We start from the raw sequence: 23,110 nt of genomic DNA, 5'->3' as shown, positions 1-23,110 counted from the left end.
ATTTATTCGGGGTTGTCCATCTACAGGAGTCATCATGGCTGTTCAGCAGAATAAAAAGAGCCCGTCCCGGCGTAACATGCGTCGTTCGCACGACGCGCTTACTGGTCCTTCGACGGCTATCGAGCCTACGACCGGTGAATTGCACCTGCGTCACCACATCAGCCCCAACGGCATCTATCGTGGCCGTAAAGTGCTGAAAACAAAGAACGACGAGTAATAGTCTCTTTGTCGTTGCAAGCAACATAGGTTGCATGCTTGATGTCTAACAAAAAAATACGTATTGCCATCGATTGCATGGGCGGCGATATCGGTTTATCCGTCACTGTCCCTGCAGCGCTTCTTTTTGCCAAGCGCTATCCGGATGTGCACTGCTTATTGGTTGGCGAGCCTCAGGCCATCGAGCAAACATTGCGTGCGCAAGGTAATGTCGATACCTCCTGGTACGACATTCTTCCCGCATCCGAAGTTGTCACCATGGCCGATTCGGTTGAGGTGGCCTTGCGCCGCAAAAAAGACTCCTCCATGCGTGTGGCTGCCCAGTCCGTCAAGGACGGGATAGCTGATGCCTGCATTTCCGCGGGCAACACCGGCGCATGGATGGCAATTTCGCGCTACGTACTCAAAACTCTGGATGGGATTGATCGCCCAGCCATTGCCACGTCCATTCCGAACCAGAAGGGCGGGGCCACGATCATGCTGGATCTGGGTGCCAATGTGGATTGTTCCGCACAACACCTGCTGCAGTTCGCCATCATGGGCTCTGCCCTGGCCAGCATCGTGGATCGCCATGAGCGTCCCACCGTGGGCTTGCTCAATATTGGGGAAGAGGTCATCAAAGGCAACGAAGTCGTCAAGAAGGCGGCGGAGTTGTTGCGCTCCAGCGGACTGAATTTTTACGGCAACGTGGAAGGTGACGATATCTGCAAAGGTACCGTCAACGTGGTCGTGTGCGACGGTTTCGTGGGCAATGTGGTCCTCAAGTCCATTGAGGGGCTGGCCAAGATGGTCGGCAGTATGCTGCGCGACGAATTTACCCGTGACCCCTTGAGCAAATTATCCGCCTTGCTGGCTCGTCCAGTCTTGAATCGTTTCCGCGACAGGGTGGATAATCGCCGACATAACGGTGCGGCCCTTTTGGGTTTACGCGGTATTGTTATCAAGAGTCATGGTTCTGCCGATGCCTACGCTTTCGGTTATGCTTTGCAGCGAGCCCGCGGTGCGGTGCTCAATGGTCTGCTCAGCGGCACCAGCCAGGCAGTCGAGCGCATCATGCAAAGCGTCAGCCTGCATGAAGAGCAAAGCGGCGAACCAGATACACGCCATACTTCAGAGCCCTCGTCCTCATAAGAACGGGCTTGATCGGGAACCTAATTATGACGATATTTGCCAAGATTATCGGTACAGGCGGCTACCTGCCTCCTCGGATTGTGTCTAACGATGATCTGGCTGCTGAGCTGGCTCAAAAAGGTATCGAAACCTCCGATCAGTGGATTGTTGAGCGTACCGGTATTCACCAGCGTCATCTTGCCGATCCCGGTGTTCGCACCAGTCAGTTGGCGACTCAGGCCGCACGTCAGGCGCTGGAAGATGCCGGTCTGGCTGCCCAGGATCTGGACCTGATCGTGGTGGCAACCTCCACCCCTGATTATGTTTTTCCCAGCACCGCCTGCCTTGTGCAGGCCGAACTGGGCAATAAAGGCGCTGCCGCGTACGACGTACAGGCAGTGTGCAGCGGCTTTGTGTATGCCTTGACTACGGCGGATGCCATGATTAAGGCTGGCCGTGCACGCAATGCGCTGGTTATCGGCGCCGAAGTGTTCTCCAGCATTCTGGATTGGGACGACCGCGCCACCTGTGTCCTGTTTGGTGACGGGGCGGGGGCGGTGGTTCTGCAAGCCAGTGATGAGCCCGGTATTTTGGCCGCCCAACTCAACGCTGATGGCAGCCAAATGGGTATTTTGTGCGCGGCAGGCAATGTCTCGCATGGCCAGGTGGTGGGCGATCCCTTCCTGCGCATGGATGGTCAGGCTGTGTTCAAGCTGGCTGTCACCTCTCTGGCCGCCTCGGCCAATCAAGTTTGCGAACAGGCAGGTGTTTCCCTGGCTGATATCGATTGGCTGGTTCCGCATCAGGCCAACGTTCGCATCATCAATTTTCTGGGTCGCAAGCTGGGTATCCCCTCCGAGAAGGTGGTTATCACGGTTGATCAACATGCCAACACCTCGGCAGCCAGTGTGCCTTTGGCCCTGAATGCCGCTCGCCGGGATGGTCGTATCCGTGCCGGTGATCTGGTCTTGTTGCAAGGCGTGGGTGGCGGCTTTACCTGGGGTTCGGTGCTGGTCCGCTGCTAAGTAGCGCGATCCGGATTACCGCCTCATCTCTTTGGGTTTTTCTTCCATGAAAATTGCGTTTGTCTTTCCAGGACAAGGCTCGCAGTCCGTTGGCATGCTCGATGCCTGGTCCGAGTCGGCTGTCGTACAGCAAGCCATTGCACAAGCCAGCCAGGCGTTGGGCCAGGACCTGGCTCAGTTGATGGCACAAGGGCCTGCCGAGGCTCTGAACCTGACTACCAATACTCAACCTGTCATGCTGGCTAGCGCCGTGGCCATGTACCAAGCCTGGATTCAGGCTGGTGGCCCCGCTCCTGCCGTGATGGCCGGTCATAGCCTGGGTGAATACTCGGCCCTGACTGCGGCCGGTGCTCTGAGCCTGGAACAAGCTGTTCCGCTGGTTCGCATCCGTGCCGATGCCATGCAAGCTGCCGTACCTGTGGGTGTCGGTACCATGGCTGCCGTGCTGGGTCTGGATGACGATCAAGTGCGCGATGTGTGTGCTCGTGCCTCTGAGGGACAGCAGATTGTTCAGGCTGTTAACTACAATGCACCTGCCCAGGTTGTGATAGCCGGGAATGTGGAAGCGGTAGATCGTGCATGTGCCCTGGCTAAAGAAGCCGGTGCCAAGCGTGCTTTGGTGCTGCCCGTATCGGCGCCTTTCCACTCCAGCCTGCTGGAGCCGGCTGCAGTGGTGCTGGCCCAGGCCCTGGCTTCCGTGCAGGTGAATACACCTGCCATTTCCGTGATCAACAATGTGGACGTAGCCGCGCCCACCGACCCGGAACAGATCAAGGATGCACTGGTCCGTCAGGCCTGGCACCCCGTGCGCTGGGTGGAGACGATTCAGGCCATGAAGGCCCAGGGTGTCACCCATGTGGTCGAGTGTGGTCCGGGCAAAGTGCTGACAGGTCTGGTCAAACGCATTGATCGTGATCTTGTTGCCTTGTCGATCAGCGACCCTGCGTCCTTGCAGGCCACTTTGGAAGCCCTGGAGGGAGCATAAATGCAAGAAATGGATCTTAGCGGCAAGACCGCCCTGGTAACCGGCGCATCGCGTGGTATTGGTCAGGCGATTGCCAAAGCATTAATGGCACGCGGCGCCAAGGTCGTGGGTACGGCCACGTCTGAGGCGGGCGCACAGGCGATTTCCGCGGTGCTCGATCAGAATGGCAGCTACGGCCATGTCTTGAACGTTGATGATGCAGCGGCCTGCGAAGCGCTGGTCTCGGCCTTGAGCAAAGAAGACGGCGGTCCGCACATTCTGGTTAATAATGCGGGCATTACGCGTGACAATCTGGCCATGCGTCTGAAAGATGAAGACTGGGACGCTGTTATTCAGACCAATCTGAGTGCCGTGTTTCGCCTGTCGCGGGCGGTTATTCGCCCCATGATGAAAGCCCGTTGGGGCCGCATTATCAGCATCACGTCGGTGGTGGGCGAGAGCGGCAATCCCGGGCAGGCCAACTACGCCGCCGCCAAAGCGGGCGTGGCCGGCATGAGCCGCGCCTTGGCGCGCGAGCTTGGTAGCCGTAACATTACAGTTAATTGCGTCGCTCCGGGCTTTATCGATACGGACATGACACGCTCTTTGACCCCTGAGCAGTCGGCGGCCATTTTGTCGCAAATCCCTCTGGGACGACTGGGCGCTGCGGAAGATATTGCTAACGCAGTCGCCTTCCTGGCCGGGTCGCAAGCGCAATATATTACGGGCAGTACCATCCACGTCAATGGTGGTATGCATATGTAAGGCTTGGCATCGTGCCCGGCTGAGGTAAAATTGCGGGATTATTTGGGGCCTATTGCTTGAGCCGGCGTTGTAAGAATAACGTTGGGCCTCATACAAGAACGCCGTTTTTTGTCATAGCTTATCCCTCTTAATAGTATGGATTGGCTATAATTTGCGGGAATTTTTCCCAACTTGGAGAATCTGCATGGAAAGCATCGAACAGCGCGTCAAGAAGATCGTCGCTGAACAACTTGGCGTTAACGAAGCCGAGATCAAAAACGAATCTTCTTTTCTCGACGACCTCGGTGCCGACTCGCTCGACATGGTCGAGCTCGTGATGGCGCTCGAAGACGAATTCGAAACCGAAATACCAGACGAAGAAGCTGAGAAAATCACGACGGTCCAGCAAGCTGTGGACTACATCAATTCTCACAGCAAGCAGTAAGTTCAATTAAGAGGGTGGGCGGCATCGTGCACGCCCTCGCTCCAGAGCGGTTTCCAGAGAATAGCTTGTGCCCGGCGGCTTTAGCTTGCAAGACGCAGTTATTCCCTTTAAACCGCTTTTTTTGTGTTTAGGAGTCATCCGTGAAGCGACGTGTCGTCATTACCGGGCTGGGTATTGTTTCCCCGGTCGGCAACGATATTCCTACCGCGTGGGATAACATCGTCAATGGGCGTTCGGGCATCGGGCGTATTACCCGTTTCGATCCTTCGGCCCTTAGCGCCCAGATAGCGGGTGAGGTCAAGGATTTTGATTTAACACCTTATATTTCGTCCAAAGAAGCCAAGCAGATGGATACCTTTATCCATTACGGCGTGGTAGCAGGGATGCAAGCCTGGAAAGATTGCGGCCTGGATATCAACAGCATCGATGCTGAGCGTGTGGGCGTCATTGTAGGGTCGGGGATTGGTGGTTTGCCCCGTATCGAAGAAACCCAAAAAGATTATCTGGAACGGGGGCCGCGTCGGATTTCCCCGTTCTTTGTACCTGGCTCCCTGGTCAACCTGGTGTCTGGTCAGTTGTCGATTGGCCTGGGTCTGAAAGGTCCCAGCTATGCAGTGGTGTCGGCATGTACAACCGGCCTGCACTCCATTGGTGACGCCGCTCGTCTGATCGAGTATGGCGATGCCGACGTGATGATTGCCGGCGGCGCGGAATCTACCGTTTCGCCACTGGGCATCGGCGGTTTTGCGGCCATGCGTGCCTTGTCTACCCGCAATGACGATCCGCAGACGGCATCGCGCCCCTGGGATATGGACCGTGATGGCTTCGTGCTGGGTGAAGGCGCGGGTGTTCTGGTGCTGGAAGAGTACGAACATGCCAAAAAGCGTGGCGCCCGCATTTATGGTGAGTTCGCCGGCTACGGCATGAGCTCGGATGCTCACCACATCACCTCGCCGGACCGTGACGGTCCACGTCGTGGCGTGATGAATGCCTTGCGCAACGGTGGCATCAACCCGGATGAGGTTCAGTACGTCAATGCTCATGGCACTTCTACGCCGCTGGGTGACGTGAACGAGTCCGAGGCATTGAAGCTGGCTTTTGGCGATCACGCCTACAAGCTGGTGGTCAACTCCACCAAATCCATGACAGGTCACCTGCTGGGTGCAGCTGGTGGCATTGAAGCGGTATTCACTACGTTGGCGGTGTACAACCAGATCTCGCCTCCAACCATCAATATCTTCAATCAGGATCCGGCATGCGATCTGGATTACTGCGCCAATCAGGCTCGTGATATGAAGATTGATGTGGCCTTGTCCAACTCCTTTGGATTTGGTGGCACGAACGGTTCGATGGTGGTTCGTCGTCTTCGTTAAGTCAGACTGCCCCACTCGTCACGCCCAGTCCTGGTCGATCGGAGCTCCGGCTCTGGTGCGCCGACTGGGCGCTTTTGTCTATGCGGTCCTTGCATCCGCTCTGGCCTGGACGATGCATAGCTGGCAAGTGCCCTGGATTGTGGCCCTGCTGGCAAGTGCTTTGTGGGCTTATTTTCTGTATGCTTGCTATCGTCCGGTATGGAGTCAGCGCGCTACACTAGCGCATCATGCAGGGCTATACTCCTTGCAAGACGCTAAGGCTGTGGAACAGCGTGTCCAAGTCGAGCAACTCTGGTGCTCTGCCTGGTTTATGACTTTGCGTTTGCGCAGTGTTCCACCTGGCAAGGGCTGTCGCACCGTTACCGTATGGCGCAGTGCTCAGCCCCCACAGGCCTGGTGGGCATTGTGTCTTTGTGCCAAGCGGCTGTCCCATCAGGTCCGTGCTCAGAATAAGGATTCTTAATGAGTGAACGCGATACCGATGCCGAACTGGTTGCACGTGTTCAGCGTGGGGACAAGCGAGCCTTTGACCTGCTGGTACTCAAGTATCAGCGCAAGATCATGCGTCTGCTCAGTCGCATGGTCCGTGACCCGTCTGAAATCGAGGACGTGGCTCAGGAAACTTTCATCAAAGCCTATCGGGCTCTCCCCCAGTTTCGGGGCGAGAGCGCTTTTTACACCTGGCTGTATCGCATTGCGATCAACACGGCTCGTAATTGGCAGGCCTCGGCCGCGCGACGTCCCAACACGTTACAGAACGTCGAAACCGAAGAAGGTGAAACTTTTGACCGAATTGACAACCTAAGCGATATAGGCACACCGGAATCCATGATGGTCAGCCGCCAGATTGCTGAAACGGTAAATACAGCAATTCAGGCACTGCCCGAAGAGTTACGGACCGCGATTGTGCTACGTGAAATAGAAGGGATGAGCTATGAAGATATTGCTCATACCATGGACTGCCCTATAGGAACTGTACGTTCACGCATCTTTCGAGCCCGAGACGCCATTGCCGCGCAGTTGCGTCCCATACTCGATGGTGAAGATAGTGAACGACGGTGGTAAGGATTGATGATGCAAGCCCTGAAATCCCATTCCGATGACGATCAACTCAATGCCTGGGAGGCCGCCGTGTCTTCCTGGGTGGATGGTGAGGCTGAAATACGCCCCGAGGAACTGGACTCCCCGTACGGGCGTCAAGTCTGGGATACCTATCATTTGATCGGTGATGTCATGCGCACGGAGGCGCTGGCGATCCGTACGTCGGATCGCTTTTACGCACGTCTGTCCAAAGCGATTGATGAAGAGCCCACAGTGCTCGCGCCCAACGCCATGAAGCGGCCCTTGGTGCAACGCTACGGCGTCAGCGGCCTGGCGGTGGTGGCTGCTGTGGCGGCTGCCTTGTGGGTGGGCTTGCCTTATATGGGGGGCACGTCTGGTCCGGCTACTCTGGTAGCCAGCGCCCAGGACGATCAGCTCTGGAATGATTACGCGGATTTGCACCGCGATTTTGTTGGTACCGGTCCGGTACGCCATGTTTCCTTTGAAAGTGGAGCCCTGGGTCAATGAGGTCTGTACGCATGCCGTCACCGGTGAGCCGGGCGCGCTTCTACAAGGGTTTGCTGGCCTTTTCTCTGGCGATGCTGTGTACCCCCGTGCTGGCTCAAGAGGCCAAGGGGCTCGAGCCCCTTGATTTGCCCTGGCTGCAGAAGGTGCATAAGGCGGCGCGCGATCTGGATTATTCGGGTGTCATTATGTATACCCAGGGTCAGTCCAGCCAGTCCATGAAACTGGTGCATATCATTGACGGTACAGGTGAACGTGAGCGCCTGGAAATTCTGGACGGCGAACCGCGCGAGTTTTTACGCCAGAACGCAGTCACGCAATGCCTGATTCCCGAAAAGAAGATGGTGGTGATCGAGCGCCGTGAAAACGAGCGTTTTCCTAGTTTTCTGGTCGGCGACGTCAGTCAGCTGCCCAATTTTTACGATATGCGTCGTTTGCCATCGCGCGAACGTGTTGCGGGCCGTCCTTGTGAGCTGATCGAGCTGGTGCCCAAGGATGACAAACGCTATGGTTATCGGGTGTGTGCGGATGTCGATCATCATTTGCTGTTGAAAATGCAGACTCTGGACCCACAACAAGAGGTAGTAGACCAGATTGCCTTTGCCTCGGTCGCTTTTGGCGAACAGGTGGATTTGCAGGAGTTGCGCACCAGCTGGAACCCCAGCAAGTGGGAGGTGGTCGAACCCGAGGTGCGCAAGATTGATATAGGTGAGCAGGGTTGGCAGTTCGCTTTGCCTGCCGGTTTCACCCTGCGTTCCGAAATGCTCCGGCCTATGCGCGCTGGGCGCCAGGTAACGCACTTGATGATGTCTGATGGCCTGGCTGCCATTTCTGTATTTCTGGAGCGGGTTGGAACCCCCGAGGCCGAGGAAAACAGTCTGGGAGCTTTCCATCGTGGTTCCATGAATATGTACCGCAGTCGTATCAACGATTATGTTTTGACCAGTACGGGAGCAGTTCCCGTACAGACACTGCGCGCTTTGCTTGAAGGCACACAGTTCACCCCACTATCCCGGACACATTGACTATCGTCCACCAGGAGTATTTGAATGGAAAAATCGAGTAAAAAAATGCGTATTCCTGTTCTCTCGGCTTTGACAGCTGCCGTGATACTGGCAGCGGGTGCGCCCATGGCTTACGCGCAGGCCCAAGCTGTCACGACAAGCGAGCAGGTCCAGAGCACAACGCTCGGTCTGCCTGATTTCACGGGAATCGTTGCCAAAACCGAGGATGGGGTAGTCAACATCCGCACTACAGAGGCAGTGCAGGTACGCTCACCGGCCATGGGCCCCGGCTCAGACCCGTACGATATGTTCCGTTGGTTCTTCGGACCTGACTTCATGCCTCCTGGCATGACGCCTCAGCGTCCTCATGGCGGCAATAACGCTCCACAAGCTCAAGAGCGCACCGTACCGCGTGGCGTCGGCTCGGGTTTTATCATTTCAGCTGACGGCTACATCCTGACCAATAATCATGTGGTGGCAGATTCCAACGGCATTTTTGTCACCCTGAGCAATGGCAAGGAATACCCGGCCAAGATCATCGGTACGGACGAACGTACGGATGTGGCTTTGATCAAGATTGAGGCCAAAGATCTGAAACCCATGGTGATTGGCGATTCCAAGCAACTCAAGAAAGGGCAATGGGTTCTGGCCATTGGGTCGCCTTTTGGCCTGGAGTCCACGGTCACTGCCGGCATTGTCAGCGCCATCAATCGTGAGACAGGGGACTACCTGCCTTTCATTCAGACCGACGTAGCCGTCAACCCCGGTAACTCGGGTGGGCCGCTGATCAATCTGAACGGTGAGGTCGTGGGTGTGAACTCGCAGATCATCTCGCGCAGTGGCGGCTTTATGGGTATTTCCCTGGCCATCCCGATCGACGAAGCCATGAACGTGGTCGAGCAGCTCAAGACGGACGGCAAGGTAACGCGCGGTCGCATCGGTGTACAGATCACGCCGGTGGCTGATGATGTGGCCACTGCGCTGGGCCTGAAAGACAGCAAGGGCGCCTTGGTCAGCAGCGTGGAAGAGGGTGGTCCGGCCGCCAAGGCTGGCATCCAGTCCGGTGATGTCATTCTGAAATTCAATGGCCGCAGCATTGAGCAAATGACGGATCTGCCACGTATTGTGGGCAGCACCAAGCCAGGCCAGAGCTCCACGCTGGAAATCTGGCGCAAGGGCAAACTGCAGACCGTCAAGATTAATGTCGAGGAAATGCCTTCCGGCAACCCGGTTGCTGCCGGAAAAGATCAGAAAGACGCGCCGGCTGCCAGCAGCACCGATGCGTTTGGTCTGAAAGTGACGGCAGTGCCGGAGGCCGATTTGAAGCGCCTGGGGGTAGAAAGTGCGGTTCAGGTCGTCGACGTGGGCCCTCCTGCCAACCAGGCCGGTCTGCAACCAGGTGACCTTATTTTGCGTGTCAACGATAAAGACGTAGGGACGCCAGAGCAATACGCTAAAATGGTGGCTTCCTTGGATAAATCCAAAGCAGCAGCCCTGCTGGTTTTGCGTGCAGGCCAGTCGCAATGGATTTTGATTACGCCATCGAAATAAAATTTTTCTAAAACGGCTAAAATGGTAGTGATTGATGGACTCCGGCCCCTGGCCGGAGTTTCTCCGCCACTACTCGAGGGTGTAGTCAGCTTCGAGTAGATAATGGCTCCACGTGCGCCCGTCTGACAGGACGGGTCTTGCGTTTTCGGCGCGTGGACTGAAAAGGGGCGTCATGGGCGCCCCTTTCTTGTGCCGTCCCTTCTGGCATTGCGCCTCAACATTTCTTTGTTTAGTAACGGGTTTATGGATCACATCCGCAATTTCTCTATTATTGCCCACATCGATCATGGCAAATCGACCTTGGCTGACCGCCTGATCCAACGCTGTGGTGGCCTGGCCGACCGCGAGATGTCGACCCAGGTTCTGGATTCGATGGACATCGAGAAAGAGCGTGGCATTACGATTAAGGCCCAGACCGCGGCTTTGCACTACAAGGCTCAGGATGGCAAGGTATACAACCTGAACCTGATCGACACCCCCGGCCACGTCGACTTCTCCTACGAAGTCAGCCGCTCCCTGTCGGCCTGTGAGGGTGCTTTGCTGGTGGTGGACGCTTCGCAAGGGGTGGAAGCACAGACCGTGGCCAACTGCTATACCGCTTTGGACCAGGGCGTGGAAGTGATTCCCGTGCTCAACAAAATGGACTTGCCTTCGGCTGATCCTGACGCAGCACGCCAGGAAGTAGAGGACGTTATCGGCATTGATGCCAGCGATGCGATTGCGGCCAGCGCCAAGACCGGTCTGGGTATTGACGATATCCTGGAAACCATTGTGGCGCGTGTTCCCCCGCCAGTGGGTGATCCGTCTGCTCCACTGCAAGCTCTGATCATTGACTCCTGGTTTGACAACTACGTGGGCGTGGTCATGCTGGTCCGCATTGTCAATGGGGTACTCAAGCCCAAGGAAAAGATTCTGCTGATGGCCACGCGTGCGACGCACCTGGTCGAGCACATCGGGGTCTTTACGCCCAAGTCTGAAAACCGTCCGCATCTGTCTGCCGGTGAGGTGGGCTTTATCATTGCAGGCATTAAGGAACTGGAGCACGCCAAGGTGGGCGATACCATCACCCTGGCGGGCAAACCAGCTGAAAGCGCGCTGCCCGGCTTTAAAGAAGTGAAGCCCCAGGTGTTCGCGGGTCTGTATCCGGTGGAAAGCAGTGAATACGATCAACTGCGTGACTCGCTGGAGAAGCTGAAGCTGAACGACTCCTCCCTGATGTTCGAACCTGAAGTGTCCCAGGCGCTGGGTTTTGGTTTCCGCTGTGGCTTTTTGGGCCTGCTGCATATGGAAATCGTCCAGGAGCGTCTGGAGCGTGAGTTCGACATGGACATCATCACCACCGCGCCGTCGGTGGTGTACGAAGTCGAGCGACGCGATGGCGAAGTGCTGATGATTGAAAGCCCTTCGCGCATGCCGGAAGTCGCACATATTGAAGACGTACGCGAACCCATTGTTGTGGTTTCGCTGCTAATGCCGCAGGAATACGTGGGCCCGGTCATGACCCTGTGTACAGCCAAGCGCGGTTTGCAGTTAAATATGACCTATCATGGCCGTCAGGTGAACCTGGTCTATGAAATGCCCTTGGCCGAGATCGTGCTGGACTTCTTTGATCGGCTCAAATCCGTCTCGCGCGGCTATGCCTCGATGGATTATGAGTTCAAGGAATACCGTTCGGCGGATGTGGTCAAGGTCGATATCCTCATCAACGGTGACCGGGTCGATGCGCTGTCCATGATCGTGCACCGCAGCAACGCCCGTTACCGCGGCCGTGAAGTGGTCGCCAAGATGCGATCCCTGATCCCGCGCCAGATGTTTGATATTGCGATTCAGGCCGCCATTGGTGCCGAAGTGATTTCTCGCGAGAACGTCAAGGCACTGCGCAAGAACGTGCTGGCCAAGTGTTATGGCGGTGACATCTCTCGCAAGAAGAAGCTGCTTGAGAAGCAAAAAGCCGGTAAGAAGCGGATGAAGCAGGTTGGAAACGTGGAAATTCCGCAGGAAGCCTTTTTGGCAATTTTGCAGGTCGAGGATAAGTAATGCTGGGGGCCGGCGGTTCAAGCCGGCCACAGCCAGGACTGCTTTAATTTCTTTAAAGGAAACCGATGAGCTGGGATTTCGCTCTGATTTTGTTTGTACTGCTGATATTGACTGGCGCAATCTGGTTTTTGGATCGTTTCTCCTTGCGGGCACGTCGTCTGGCGCGCGCGCAGGCTGCGATGCAGGCGGTACCGGAAACGGCAGCTCAAGACCCCGAGCATTTGCAGCAGTTGCGCCAGGAAGCCTATGACCAGGCCAATCGCATGCCGTGGTGGATTGAGTATGGTGTCAGTTTCTTCCCGGTCATTTTGTTCGTGTTTGTACTGCGCTCTTTCATTATTGAGCCATTTCGCATTCCCTCCGGCTCCATGCTGCCTACACTGAAAAATGGCGATCTCATTTTGGTGAACAAGTACGAATATGGCATTCGTCTGCCTGTCAGTGGCACCAAGGTGGTGCCCTTGGGTCAGCCCGAGCGGGGCGATGTGATTGTGTTTCGCTACCCTGTGGACACCAGCGTGGATTACATCAAGCGCGTAGTTGGCGTGCCCGGTGACCGGATCGAGTACCGTGACAAAGTGCTGTCCGTCAATGGACAGGTTATTACCCAGGTGCGCAGTGGTGATTATTATGAGCCGGATCGTTCTGCCTATATCGGGCGCTATCTGGAAGAGCTGGGCAAGGTGCAGCACAACATCCTGTTGAACAAGACACAGCCGCAGGGACTGATGCCCATCGTGGCGTTCCCCCATCGCGACTCCTGTGAGTATTTCTCCAATGGCATCTCGTGTGTCGTGCCTGAGGGTAATTACTTCGTTATGGGGGATAATCGCGACAATAGTCTGGACAGTCGTTATTGGGGCTTTGTACCCGATGAGAATATTGTGGGACGCGCCTTTTTTATCTGGATGAATTTCCGCGAACTTAGTCGTATAGGTCGCTTCCATTAATGAAACGTCTTGCTTTGCTTGAAGCCGCTATCGGCTACTCCTTTAAAGACATAGGCCTGCTGGAGCAGGCCTTGACCCATCGCAGCCACAGCGCTCGTCATAACGAGCGTCTGGAGTTCCTGGGCGATTCGGTTTTGAACTTCACGGTTGCGGCCTTGTTGTTTGAGCGCTTTCAACGTATTGACGAAGGCGATCTGTCGCGTCTGCGCGCTAATCTGGTCAAGCAGGCTGCCCTGGCTGAAATTGCAACGCGCCTGGGTTTGTCGGATTATCTGCGCTTGGGGGAAGGGGAGCTCAAGAGCGGCGGTTTTCGTCGCCCCTCCATTCTGGCCGACGCCCTGGAAGCAATATTTGGCGCTGTTTTTCTGGATGCCGGCTTTACGCAAGCCCAAACCGTCATCACCCAGCTGTATGAACCCATGCTGGTCGATGTGGACCCCAAGACCTTGGGGAAAGACCCCAAAACCTTGCTGCAAGAGTTGTTGCAAGGCCGAAAGCTGGATTTGCCGGTGTATACCGTGGTGGCCACGCATGGCGCTGCTCACGATCAGCTCTTCGATATTGAATGCACGATCGCCAAGCTCAATATCCATGTGCAAGCCAGTGGCAGCAGCCGGCGTGCTGCGGAACAAGCCGCCGCCACACAGGCAATCGCTATTTTAGAAGCTGAATTTCCAGCCAAGACGACGCGCGCCAGCCGCCATCGTCGCCCCTCACAATTGACTCTGCCCGTGGCGGTGTCGCAGGAAACACAATGACAGATACCCCTTTTCGCTGCGGGTTCGTGGCTATCGTAGGACGGCCCAATGTGGGCAAGTCCACACTGGCCAATGCCTTGATCGGCAGCAAGATCTCGATCGTATCGCGCAAGGCGCAGACGACCCGGCATCGCATCAACAGCGTGTTGACGCGTGAGCATGATCAGATGGTGTTTGTGGATACCCCCGGCTTTCAAACCAAGCACGGCGGCGCCATGAACCGCATGATGAACCGCGTGGTGACTCAGGCTCTGGCCGATGTGGATGTGGTGGTGCATGTGGTTGAAGCCGGTAAGTGGTCCGCGGCAGACGCTGAGCTGTTGCCCATGCTGCCCAAAGGCGGCAAAACCATTTTGGTGATCAATAAGGTTGACGCACTCAAGAGCAAGAATGACTTGTTGCCTTACATTGCTCGCCTGTCCCAGGAGTTTGAGTACGGTGCCGTGATTCCGGTCAGTGCAGCAAAACGCCTGCAACTGGAGCCTTTGCTCGATGAGATCGCCTCGCGTCTGCCCGAGGGCGAAGCCATGTTCGATGCGGATACCATCACCGATCGCTCGGTTCGTTTCATTACCTCAGAGCTGCTGCGCGAAAAGATCTTCCGTCTGGTGGGCGATGAATTGCCCTATGGTTGCACCGTTGTCATTGAACAATGGGATGAGAACGAGCAGGGCGCGCGCATTGCGGCTTGCGTCGTCGTCGAGCGCGAGAGCCATCGTCCGATTCTGTTGGGAGCCGGTGGCATGCACATGAAGCGCATTGCAACTGAAGCTCGCCAGGATATTGCCAAGTTGATCGACAAGCCGGTGTTCCTGGATGTGTATATCAAGGTGCGTAAAGGCTGGTCTGATCGTGAAGCGGTCCTGCGTGACCTGGGGTATGAGTAATCCCCGTCATCGCTTTCAGGACGAAGCGGGCTACATACTGCACACCAGTGCCTGGCGTGAAACGTCTCTGATTTGCCATGCCTTTACACGCAACCACGGACTGGTGCCGATGGTCGCGAAAGGCGCGAAAAGGCCGCATTCCATTTTGCGGCCTGCTTTGTCTGTGTTTCAGCCTTTGTTGTTGGCCTGGTCGGGCAAAAACGAAGTCAAGACATTGACGCGAGCGGACTGTGCCGGAATTCGGCCTTTAAAGGGACGTGCCCTGATGTCGGCCTGGTATATGAATGAATTATTGATTCGTTTGTTGCCACGCGAAGATCCCCATCCTGTTTTATACGATGCCTATGAGGAAGCCCTGGTACATCTGGCCCAGGTACCTCGTCCTCCTGTGGCGGGAGCCTTGCGGCGCTTTGAGTGGGTGCTGCTGACCGAGACAGGCTATGGCTTTGATGAGGCCACGCCTGATTTTGACGATCCTGTTGGGGAGCCTGAACTGCGCATACGCTTGCGTGAACGGCTCAACAGCCTGTTGGGCCGCCCCTTGCATACCCGCTCTGTTCTTATGCAGCTGCAACGCTATTGATATGGCCGCCTCTCTTCCTGCCGTGCTGGTTCTCGATACCTGCGTACTGATTTCCAATGTGTTGCGCCGTCTGCTTTTGGCTCTGGCCGACGAACAGTTGTTCAAACCTGTCTGGAGCCCGGTCATCGGGGATGAATGGCGTCGCAATGCGGGCCGCCTCTGGAAGGTCATGGCATTGTCCATCGAAGAGCAATGGGAGCAGTTACAGCAACGCTATCCCGAGGCGGATTTGGGCGACAGCAGCGAGTTCAAGAAAAACCTGCGCTACTCTGATGCCAAGGACTGGCATGTGATTGCCAGTGCTCGTCTAGCACAGCAGCGCTACCCCGATCAGGCAGTCGGTATCCTGACGCGTAATCTAAAAGACTTCAATCGTTCTGAGTTGCGTCGCCTGGGGATCAGCTTGTGGGAACCGGACCAGCTCTTGGGTTTGTATATGAGCGCCTATCCCGAGCTGATGCAGCGTTTGCTCGATGGCTTGCCAGCCTTGATGTTGACACCCGAAGCCCAAGCGCTGGATACCCATACCTTATTAAAGCGTGATCGCTTGTTTAGCGTAGGCCAGGCTTATGCACGGCGACAGAAAATGGACGAGGCACATTCATGAAGCAGGGAGTATTGCTGTCGGTTCTGGCCTCAGCCTTGTTCGCTTGTCTGTATTACTATGCCACGGTCTTGCATCCGCTCAGTGGCGAGCAGATTTTTGCCTGGCGTATTGTCTTGGGTTTGCCCGCTTTGGCATTGGTGATCACCCGCGCGCGACGTTGGCGAGAGGTGCGTTGGGTACTGCGTCACTGGCCCGGCAACTGGCGCTATTTTGCCCTGTTGCTGCTGGCCGCCGCCTTGGTGGGCGTGCAGCTCTGGATTTTCGTATGGGCGCCCTTGCATCAAATGGCGCTGGACGTATCACTGGGCTACTTTCTGTTGCCGCTGATGATGGTGCTGGTGGGGCGGGTGATTTACAAGGACAGGCTAAGCCGCATGCAGTGGATTGCTGTTGCTCTGGCCGGCCTGGGGGTGCTGCATGAGCTGTTGCGCGTGGGAAGCGTCTCATGGGCGACCGCTGTGGTGGTGATAGGCTACCCACCGTATTTTATGTTGCGCCGTCACCTGCGGCTGGGTTCGTTGGCATCGCTGTGGTTTGATCTGAGCTTTTTGTTTCTACCTGCATGCTGGCTGCTCTTTGTGCAAGATACACAGATGTGGGGCGTATTTGCGGACGAGCCTCGTTTGTTCTGGCAGGTGCCGGTCCTGGGCCTGATCAGTTCAGTGGCTCTGGTCAGCTACTTGTCTGCCAGTCGGCAGTTGCCCCTGGCCCTTTTCGGAATACTGGGCTATGTGGAGCCTGTCCTGTTGTTCTGGGTGGCCTATTTGCTGCTGAATGAGCCTATGAGTGCCAGTCAATGGTGGACCTACATTCCGATCTGGATTGCGATTTCTTTAATGGCGCTGGAAGGCTTGATCAACATGTGGCGTCCAGGTCCCCCCGTGCCGCCCCCCAAGGTATGAGGCTTGGGCATGCTGCGCCTGCCAAGCCTGATAGTGGGCAACTCGCTGGCGTGAGGGTTGCGCCGGAAATGAATCCTCAGTAAAAAAAAACGACTCCAGCGATATGGAGTCGTTTTTTTATGAGGGTGATCTTTTCATAAAGACCGGAGGCAGCAAGCCCGCCTCAGTTCCGTATCACCGCCTCAGATGGTTTAGAGCAGTTTTTCTGGACAGTCGGGCTGATTGCGCAACAGGTTGGCCTGGGTCACCGAACAACCAGCTGGTACGTCTTCGGTAATCCAGACATTTCCGCCAATGGTCGAGCCTGCCCCCAATGTGACACGGCCCAGAATCGTGGCGCCGGCGTAAATGACGACGTCGTCCTCCACAATCGGGTGACGAGGCTGGCCTTTGAGCAGCAAACCTTTTTCATCCTTGCTAAAGCGCTTGGCACCGAGTGTGACTGCCTGGTAGATACGCACCCGCTTGCCGATAATCGCCGTCTCGCCAATGACAACGCCGGTGCCGTGGTCAATGAAGCACGAATGGTCAATTTGCGCACCTGGATGAATATCAATGCCCGTCTGGCTGTGAGCCAGTTCAGCAATGATGCGCGCCGTCAGGGGCAGGCCCAGATTGGTCAGGGCGTGGGCGATGCGGTGATGGATCATGGCCAGCAGACCGGGATAGCACAAAAGCACTTCATCCACGTTGCGGGCGGCTGGATCTCCCTGGTAGGCTGCCACCACGTCCAGATCCAGGGTGCGGCGCAAGTCGGGCAGTTTATTGGCAAAGGCCTGGATGGCCTGATGAGCCTGGTTTTCAATCGTTTCACGATCGTATTGATCACCACGCAGCAGCGCTGCGCGTTGTAGCTCGATACGGGCTTGTTGCAGCAGCGTGTTCAGTGCCTGTCCCAGGTGGTGTCCTACAAAGTGGTCTTCATACTCGCGACGCAGTTCCGGGCTGCCCAGACGCATCGGAAACAAAATTCCTTTGAGCTGCTCGATCACTTGAATCAGAGCTTGTACCGACGGAAACTCCTGTCCCTCAAGCTCGTTCAGGCGTTGATGCGCCTGTCGCCATTCTTCGCGAGCCGCACGCAGATTATCGACAATATGTTGAGTTTCAAAGACTGCCACCAGTGTTCTCCAAAGGGGAAATTTTTCTATAAGGTTTACTATACCTGCGCGTCTGGGCAAGGACACGAAAAACAGGATGATTCATCAGGGTGATTCAGGGCCGCGACAGCCCGCTTGAAAAGTCCGCGCAGGCACACCCCAAGCCGATGGAAGGGTGGGATGCTCAGGCTGGATGAGCAAGGCCTGAAAAGGGTCTTTCAGCGTCGAGTGCGGTGGATAGGATAAAAAAAAGCCCCCTTCGCAAAGGGGGCAGGGGTGTTCGGGTTTGCGATCTTATTCGCGGTTACCACCCAATATGCCCAACAGCATCAGCAGGTTGCTGAAGATGTTGTAGACATCCAGATAGATGGCCAAGGTGGCTGACACATAGTTGGTCTCGCCGCCATTGATGACGCGTTGCAAGTCCACCAGCAAAAAGGCTGAAAAAATGCCAATCGCCATTACGGAGATGGTCAGCATCAATGCAGGCAGTTGCAGAAAAATGTTGGCCAGGGCGGCTATCAGCAAGATAACGGCACCGACAAACAGAAACTTCTGCATGCCGCTGAAGTCACGCTTGGTGGTGCTGGCGACGGTTGCCATGGTGGCAAAGACCGCAGCGGTTCCGCCAAAAGCCAGCATGATTAGTTGAGCGCCATTACCCATGCCCAGCACAAAGCCGAGCAGGCGCGACAACATGATGCCCATAAAGAAGGTAAAGGCCATCAGCAGGGCGACGCCCAGCGAGCTGTTCTTGTTCTTTTCGACCAGGAACATCAGGCCAAAGGCACCGACCAGAAAAACAATGGCACTCAGACCAGGGCTGGCGCCCATGACCCGGTTAATGCCCGAAGACAGGCCCAGCAAGGCTCCCAAGACGGTGGGAATCATGGACAGGGCCAGTAGCCAATAGGTGTTGCGCAGGACGCGATTGCGAGCAATCAGCGACTGGGCGCCCAGGGTGCCGTTATGCTCGGGCAAGCTTGATTGACGAAATTCGCTCATGATGAGTCCTTAGAATGCAGAGAGATCATGAATCAAGAATAACTGACATTTACCTGAATAATCAAGAAGCTTCTTGATTGTTCAAGTACCCAGCTTATGGGCATGCACTTGGCAACCCTGTGTCTGGTACACACGCCAGCGCTCGCGGGCCTGGGTACGGTCGGTTTCCCGTTCAGAGACAATTTCCAGAACGCGTGAAAACTGCTCAAAACCGGGTGGGCACTGCACATCCAGATTCAACAGCCAGCTTTGCTCATCGCGGGCTATGGGGGCGGTGCTGGTCAGCAGTACAGGGGTCTGCGCGGCCAGGGGGTCTTCGACGCCTACATGTGGCACAAAGGCCGTGGATTCAAAACCCCACAGCAATCGATCGAAGCGAGCCAGTTGACGGGGGTCGGAGAGATAGACCACCACCTGACGACCCGCCTCGTAGTGCTTGCGCACGACCTCGCAGGCCATGCGCAAGCGATCTGGCGCGCCGAAAGCAAAATCGACGCGAGTCATGCTTAGCGACACTGATTAAGCAGGTACTGAACCAGCAAAGGCACGGGACGGCCCGTGGCGCCCTTGTCCTTGCCACCGCGCCAGGCGGTACCGGCGATGTCCAGGTGAGCCCAGCGGTAGGCTTTGGTAAAGCGCGCCAGGAAGCAGGCGGCGGTGACGGAACCGGCAGGTGGCCCACCAATATTGGCCATGTCTGCAAAGTTCGAGCGCAATTGCTCCTGGTAGGCATCATCCAGCGGCATGCGCCAGGCGGTGTCGCCCGTTTGCTTGCCCGCTTGCAGCAGTTCCTCGGCCAGTTCGTCGTCCGGCGAGAACAGACCTGTATTGATGTGGCCCAGGGCCACCACGCAGGCACCGGTCAGTGTAGCCATGTCGATCACGGCGGCCGGTTTGAAGCGCTCGACGTAGGTCAGGGCATCGCACAGGACCAGGCGACCTTCGGCATCCGTATTCAGGATTTCAATGGTCTGGCCCGACATGCTGGTCACCACATCGCCCGGCTTGTTGGCGCGACCGCTGGGCATGTTTTCGCAAGAGGCCACGACAGCGATTACTTCGCGATCAATATTGAGTTCGGCAATGGCACGCATGGTGCCCAGAACGCTGGCAGCACCGCCCATGTCGTACTTCATCTCGTCCATATTGCCGGCTGGCTTGATGGAGATACCGCCCGAGTCAAATGTCAGACCTTTACCCACCAGAACGATAGGGCCGTCCTCGTGCTTGGTCTTGGTGGTGGGAGTGTGACGCAGCACGATGAACGCTGGGGGTTCATCCGAGCCTTTGGCCACCGACAGAAACGAGCCCATTTTCAAGGCTTCAATCTGCTTGCGCTCGAGCACTTCAGCTTTGAGTGTCTTGAATTCCTTGGCCAGTTGCTTGGCTGTCTTGCCCAGATAGGTGGGCGTGCAGATATTGCCGGGTAGATCTGCCAGCAGACGCGTCAGGTTGACACCGTTACCAATGGCCTGGCCTTGCTCCAGACCGGCTTTGGCTTCGCTGGCCTGGGTGCGGGCTGTCCACAGCAGGAACTGGCTCAGTTGGGGAGCGGGTTCAGGCTTGCTGAGTGTGGCCGTATAGCGGTAGCTGGCTCGGCACACCGCCACGGCGGCATCTTGGGCCCGGCTGCGCAAGGTCGTGCCTTTGCAGTCAATGCTGGCCAAGGCCGACACAGCTTCTTTCAGGTCCGCTTTCAGGCAGTAAGAGGCCAGACAAGCCTGTGCCTGTGTATGCGTTTCTGCTTTGTATTCCTCTTGGGCGCCTAAGCCGACTAAAATAACGCGTTCGGCCTTCACACCGGGCAGATTGCGCAGCACCAGATGGGTGTTGGGCTTGCCTTTAAACTCGGCTTTCACGGCAGCGCTCACCGCTCCGTTGCTGGCGCGGTCGATAAGTTCCGCTGCGGGGCTTAGAATGCCCTCGGTAAAGACGCCCACGCCGAGCGCGGCTGTCTTAATTTGGTGCAAAGAAGCGGATGTCTGTGTGCTAAATTCCATTCAACTATCCTCAGTGTGTCGCAAATCGTACCTGCGATTATCTCGCAAATTCTCATATGTCTCTATTTAAACGCTCTGCGGTATCCGAAATCTTAAGTCACAGTGGCGTGGTGCTGTCCACTTTGCTGATTGTGTGGCTTAGTGTACTTCTGGTACGTTTGCTGGGCGAAGCCGCCAATGGTGCCATTGGCCCGGATGTGGTGCTGGGTCTGGCCGCCTTTTCCAGTATTACCGCCTTGCCGATCATTTTGGCCGTTTCCCTGTTTATTGCCGTTCTCACTACCGTGACGCGCAGTTATCGCGAGTCTGAAATGGTGGTCTGGTTCGCCAGCGGTTTGTCCCTGAAAAACTGGATCACGCCCGTGCTTCAGTGCGCCGTACCCGTAGCGATCCTGATCGCTGTGTTGACCTTGCAGGCCTCGCCCTGGGCGTATCGTCAGATCGCCGAGTACCGGCAGCGCTTTGAGCAACGCTCGGACTTGAGCAAGGTGACCGCCGGGCAATTTATCGAGTCTGATGACGGCGCGCGCGTGTTTTATGCGGATTCGCCGGAGCAAGAAGGGGACGAACTGGGTAATGTCATCGCTCGCGTGATCGATCCGCAATGGTTGAGCATTGTGACGGCGCAAAGCGCTCGGATGGAGGAGCAGCCCAATGGCGACCGTTTTCTGGTTTTGAGCGAAGGTCACCGTTATGACTTGAAGCCGGGGCAGGCAGAGTTTCGCATGGTGGATTTTGAAAGCTATGGCATGCGTCTGGAAAGTCGGGATGCGGGCAATACCGCTGAAACCATCCGCGCTCGTGCAGAGCAGCAGATCAAGGCCCGCCAGACGGGTATGTTGCTGACGGATGATAACAACGAAGCGCGCTCCCAGATCATGTGGCGCGTGGCCTTGCCCCTGGCTGCCTTGAATCTGGCCTTGCTGGCCATCCCCCTGGGAGCGGTGAATCCGCGTCTGGGCCGCTCCGGCAATATTCTGATGGCGGGACTGGTGGGGCTGCTGTACATGAATCTGATCAACCTGTCGCGAGGCTGGATCCGGAACGGTCAGTTGGGTTTTGAGCTGGGTCTATGGCTGGTCCATGCGATCTTCTTGTTGATTATGGTCTTTATGATGTGGCGTAAGTTACGCATCAAGGCCCCCAAACCGCCTGCAGCGAGCTGATAGAGAGCATACCGGCGGCGTCCTGCCCCTTTTTTGGGGCTTTCCCCATTACGCTGGATAAAGTGGCCGGCTCAGGCGCCGTCCAGCAGGTCTTGCCGCTCCGCCACGGATTGCTTGAGAAAATGCCACAATCGCGTCAGGCTGGGATTCTGGCGTTGCTCTTCGTGGCAGAACATCCAGAAGCGACGGCGTAGTTCGACCTGATCGGGCAAGACACAGCGCAGTCGCGGATCGGTTTTCGCCAGAAAACAGGGCAGCACTGCAATGCCTTGGCCTTGCAAGGTGGCCTGATATTGCGCAATGACGCTGGTGCTGCGAAAACGCACGGCAGCCGATCGGACAATCTCCTCCAGATAGCGCAGACTGTCGCTGAACACCAGATCATCCACGTAGGCGATAAAACGGTGTTGAGACAGATCCTGCACCGTCTCGATGGGCGCGTGCGCGGTCAGATAGTCTTGATGGGCGTAGAGCCGCAAACTGTAGTCTGCCAGACGGGTACACCAATAAGGCCCGCGTTGGGGGCGTTCCAGCGCAATGGCCAGGTCAGCGTCCCGACGCGACAAGCTGATTGGGCGGGGGACAGGTAGCAGTTCCAGCGTCAGTTCAGGATACTGGGCCTGGAACACACTTAAGAGCGGGGTCAGTACGTAGCTGCCAAAGGCCTCGGTACAGCCCAGGCGCAGCTTGCCCGTCAGCGGCCTTGCCTTGCCCGTGATCGCATCGCGCGCGGCCAGTAAACGGCTTTCCACCGGTTCCATTTTCTGCTGGAGGTTTTGTCCCTCGCTGGTCAGGCTATAGCCGCTGACTGTGGACTTATGAAACAGGCGCAAGCCCAGCTCCTGTTCCAGAGCCTGGATGCGGCGTGCCACGGTGCTGTGTTGCACCCCAAGGCGCTGTGCCGCCACGCTGATTCGTTGACAGCGGGCCACCTCCAGAAAATACCGCAGATTATCCCAGTCCATGGTGAGTAGCCCGTCCAGAAAAAGATTTGTGCATAAATGCCCAGCTCCTGTGCAATTTTCAACATGGTAAACAGGTTCTGAGGCCTCTACACTCAATGAGAACCCTCATACAAGGGGGATAACAAAATAAGGCTTAGCCGCCTGAGCAATTC

At 56.4% G+C, this 23,110-nt stretch carries 24 protein-coding genes; 19 read left to right on the top strand and 5 right to left on the bottom strand.

The window, feature by feature from the left end:
* Nucleotides 1-34: 34 nt before the first annotated feature.
* The 18 genes from rpmF to rarD all read left to right on the top strand — a co-directional run bounded on the left by rpmF (nucleotide 35) and on the right by rarD (nucleotide 16,722).
* Nucleotides 35-217, top strand: coding sequence for a 50S ribosomal protein L32 (gene rpmF / locus VF694_RS03305; protein ID WP_003800968.1), 183 nt, complete (start codon nucleotides 35-37; stop codon nucleotides 215-217).
* Between the two features lie 41 nt (nucleotides 218-258).
* Complete coding sequence (gene plsX, locus VF694_RS03300) at nucleotides 259-1,347, top strand: phosphate acyltransferase PlsX (RefSeq protein WP_003800967.1); 1,089 nt, start codon at nucleotides 259-261, stop codon at nucleotides 1,345-1,347.
* Nucleotides 1,348-1,373: 26 nt separating this feature from the next.
* On the top strand, nucleotides 1,374-2,351 hold the full coding sequence (locus tag VF694_RS03295) for a beta-ketoacyl-ACP synthase III (protein ID WP_003800966.1): 978 nt from the start codon (nucleotides 1,374-1,376) through the stop codon (nucleotides 2,349-2,351).
* A gap of 46 nt (nucleotides 2,352-2,397) precedes the next feature.
* Nucleotides 2,398-3,336 (top strand): ACP S-malonyltransferase, encoded by a 939-nt coding sequence (gene fabD / locus VF694_RS03290; protein WP_003800964.1) that lies wholly within the window; start codon nucleotides 2,398-2,400, stop codon nucleotides 3,334-3,336.
* 9 nt (nucleotides 3,337-3,345) lie between these two features.
* Nucleotides 3,346-4,080 carry a 3-oxoacyl-ACP reductase FabG gene (gene fabG / locus VF694_RS03285; protein ID WP_003800963.1) on the top strand — a complete coding sequence of 245 codons (735 nt, stop codon included), beginning with the start codon at nucleotides 3,346-3,348 and terminating at the stop codon, nucleotides 4,078-4,080.
* 184 nt (nucleotides 4,081-4,264) lie between these two features.
* Nucleotides 4,265-4,504 (top strand): acyl carrier protein, encoded by a 240-nt coding sequence (gene acpP / locus VF694_RS03280; RefSeq protein ID WP_003800961.1) that lies wholly within the window; start codon nucleotides 4,265-4,267, stop codon nucleotides 4,502-4,504.
* A gap of 140 nt (nucleotides 4,505-4,644) precedes the next feature.
* The gene (fabF, locus tag VF694_RS03275; protein WP_003800959.1) at nucleotides 4,645-5,877 is read left to right on the top strand and encodes a beta-ketoacyl-ACP synthase II; all 1,233 of its coding nucleotides are present in this window, start codon (nucleotides 4,645-4,647) and stop codon (nucleotides 5,875-5,877) included.
* 462 nt (nucleotides 5,878-6,339) lie between these two features.
* A complete protein-coding gene (gene rpoE, locus VF694_RS03270; RefSeq protein WP_440163680.1) occupies nucleotides 6,340-6,942 on the top strand; it encodes an RNA polymerase sigma factor RpoE in 603 nt (200 codons plus the stop codon).
* Nucleotides 6,943-6,951: 9 nt separating this feature from the next.
* Nucleotides 6,952-7,446: a sigma-E factor negative regulatory protein gene (locus VF694_RS03265; RefSeq protein WP_235587650.1), complete on the top strand. Its 495-nt coding sequence runs from the start codon at nucleotides 6,952-6,954 to the stop codon at nucleotides 7,444-7,446.
* Nucleotides 7,443-8,468 (top strand): MucB/RseB C-terminal domain-containing protein, encoded by a 1,026-nt coding sequence (locus VF694_RS03260; protein ID WP_237714413.1) that lies wholly within the window; start codon nucleotides 7,443-7,445, stop codon nucleotides 8,466-8,468. Before VF694_RS03265 ends, VF694_RS03260 begins: the two co-directional genes overlap by 4 nt.
* 24 nt (nucleotides 8,469-8,492) lie before the next feature.
* Nucleotides 8,493-9,998, top strand: coding sequence for a DegQ family serine endoprotease (locus tag VF694_RS03255; protein ID WP_429644249.1), 1,506 nt, complete (start codon nucleotides 8,493-8,495; stop codon nucleotides 9,996-9,998).
* A gap of 243 nt (nucleotides 9,999-10,241) precedes the next feature.
* Entirely contained in the window at nucleotides 10,242-12,035 is a 1,794-nt protein-coding gene (lepA, locus tag VF694_RS03250) for a translation elongation factor 4 (RefSeq protein ID WP_003800947.1), read from the top strand.
* Nucleotides 12,036-12,100: 65 nt separating this feature from the next.
* Entirely contained in the window at nucleotides 12,101-12,985 is an 885-nt protein-coding gene (gene lepB / locus VF694_RS03245) for a signal peptidase I (RefSeq protein ID WP_003800944.1), read from the top strand.
* Nucleotides 12,985-13,743: a ribonuclease III gene (gene rnc / locus VF694_RS03240; protein WP_003800943.1), complete on the top strand. Its 759-nt coding sequence runs from the start codon at nucleotides 12,985-12,987 to the stop codon at nucleotides 13,741-13,743. The genes lepB and rnc overlap by 1 nt, the downstream gene beginning before the upstream one ends.
* Nucleotides 13,740-14,630, top strand: coding sequence for a GTPase Era (gene era / locus VF694_RS03235; protein ID WP_003800941.1), 891 nt, complete (start codon nucleotides 13,740-13,742; stop codon nucleotides 14,628-14,630). Before rnc ends, era begins: the two co-directional genes overlap by 4 nt.
* Nucleotides 14,623-15,213, top strand: coding sequence for a DNA repair protein RecO (gene recO, locus VF694_RS03230; RefSeq protein WP_003800939.1), 591 nt, complete (start codon nucleotides 14,623-14,625; stop codon nucleotides 15,211-15,213). Before era ends, recO begins: the two co-directional genes overlap by 8 nt.
* A 1-nt stretch (nucleotide 15,214) precedes the next feature.
* Entirely contained in the window at nucleotides 15,215-15,820 is a 606-nt protein-coding gene (locus tag VF694_RS03225; protein ID WP_429644254.1) for a PIN domain-containing protein, read from the top strand.
* On the top strand, nucleotides 15,817-16,722 hold the full coding sequence (rarD, locus tag VF694_RS03220) for an EamA family transporter RarD (RefSeq protein WP_003800936.1): 906 nt from the start codon (nucleotides 15,817-15,819) through the stop codon (nucleotides 16,720-16,722). Before VF694_RS03225 ends, rarD begins: the two co-directional genes overlap by 4 nt.
* A 191-nt stretch (nucleotides 16,723-16,913) precedes the next feature.
* Here the strand turns inward: rarD and epsC are convergent, their stop codons facing one another.
* From epsC to VF694_RS03200, 4 genes are all read right to left on the bottom strand, one after another.
* Nucleotides 16,914-17,843 (bottom strand): serine O-acetyltransferase EpsC, encoded by a 930-nt coding sequence (gene epsC / locus VF694_RS03215; protein ID WP_003800935.1) that lies wholly within the window; start codon nucleotides 17,841-17,843, stop codon nucleotides 16,914-16,916.
* Nucleotides 17,844-18,116: 273 nt separating this feature from the next.
* Entirely contained in the window at nucleotides 18,117-18,827 is a 711-nt protein-coding gene (locus VF694_RS03210) for a Bax inhibitor-1/YccA family protein (protein ID WP_131070729.1), read from the bottom strand.
* An 81-nt stretch (nucleotides 18,828-18,908) separates the two neighbouring features.
* Nucleotides 18,909-19,331, bottom strand: a complete 423-nt coding sequence (locus tag VF694_RS03205) for a DNA polymerase III subunit chi (protein WP_003800931.1) — start codon at nucleotides 19,329-19,331, stop codon at nucleotides 18,909-18,911.
* 2 nt (nucleotides 19,332-19,333) lie between these two features.
* Complete coding sequence (locus VF694_RS03200) at nucleotides 19,334-20,827, bottom strand: leucyl aminopeptidase (protein ID WP_003800929.1); 1,494 nt, start codon at nucleotides 20,825-20,827, stop codon at nucleotides 19,334-19,336.
* A gap of 56 nt (nucleotides 20,828-20,883) precedes the next feature.
* Here VF694_RS03200 and lptF point away from each other — a divergent pair, with 56 nt between their 5' ends.
* Complete coding sequence (gene lptF / locus VF694_RS03195) at nucleotides 20,884-21,993, top strand: LPS export ABC transporter permease LptF (RefSeq protein ID WP_003800927.1); 1,110 nt, start codon at nucleotides 20,884-20,886, stop codon at nucleotides 21,991-21,993.
* Nucleotides 21,994-22,064: 71 nt separating this feature from the next.
* On the opposite strand, the gene VF694_RS03190 is transcribed toward lptF, so the two are convergent.
* A complete protein-coding gene (locus VF694_RS03190) occupies nucleotides 22,065-22,958 on the bottom strand; it encodes a LysR family transcriptional regulator (RefSeq protein WP_003800925.1) in 894 nt (297 codons plus the stop codon).
* Between the last annotated feature and the right edge of the window lie 152 nt (nucleotides 22,959-23,110).

It is taken from the genome of Alcaligenes sp. Lyrl_28 (assembly GCF_051948705.1).
Taxonomy (GTDB): Bacteria; Pseudomonadota; Gammaproteobacteria; order Burkholderiales; family Burkholderiaceae_B; genus Alcaligenes; species Alcaligenes ammonioxydans.
Note: the sequence above shows the minus strand (reverse complement) of the source record. Positions and strands in the feature narration are given on the sequence as shown.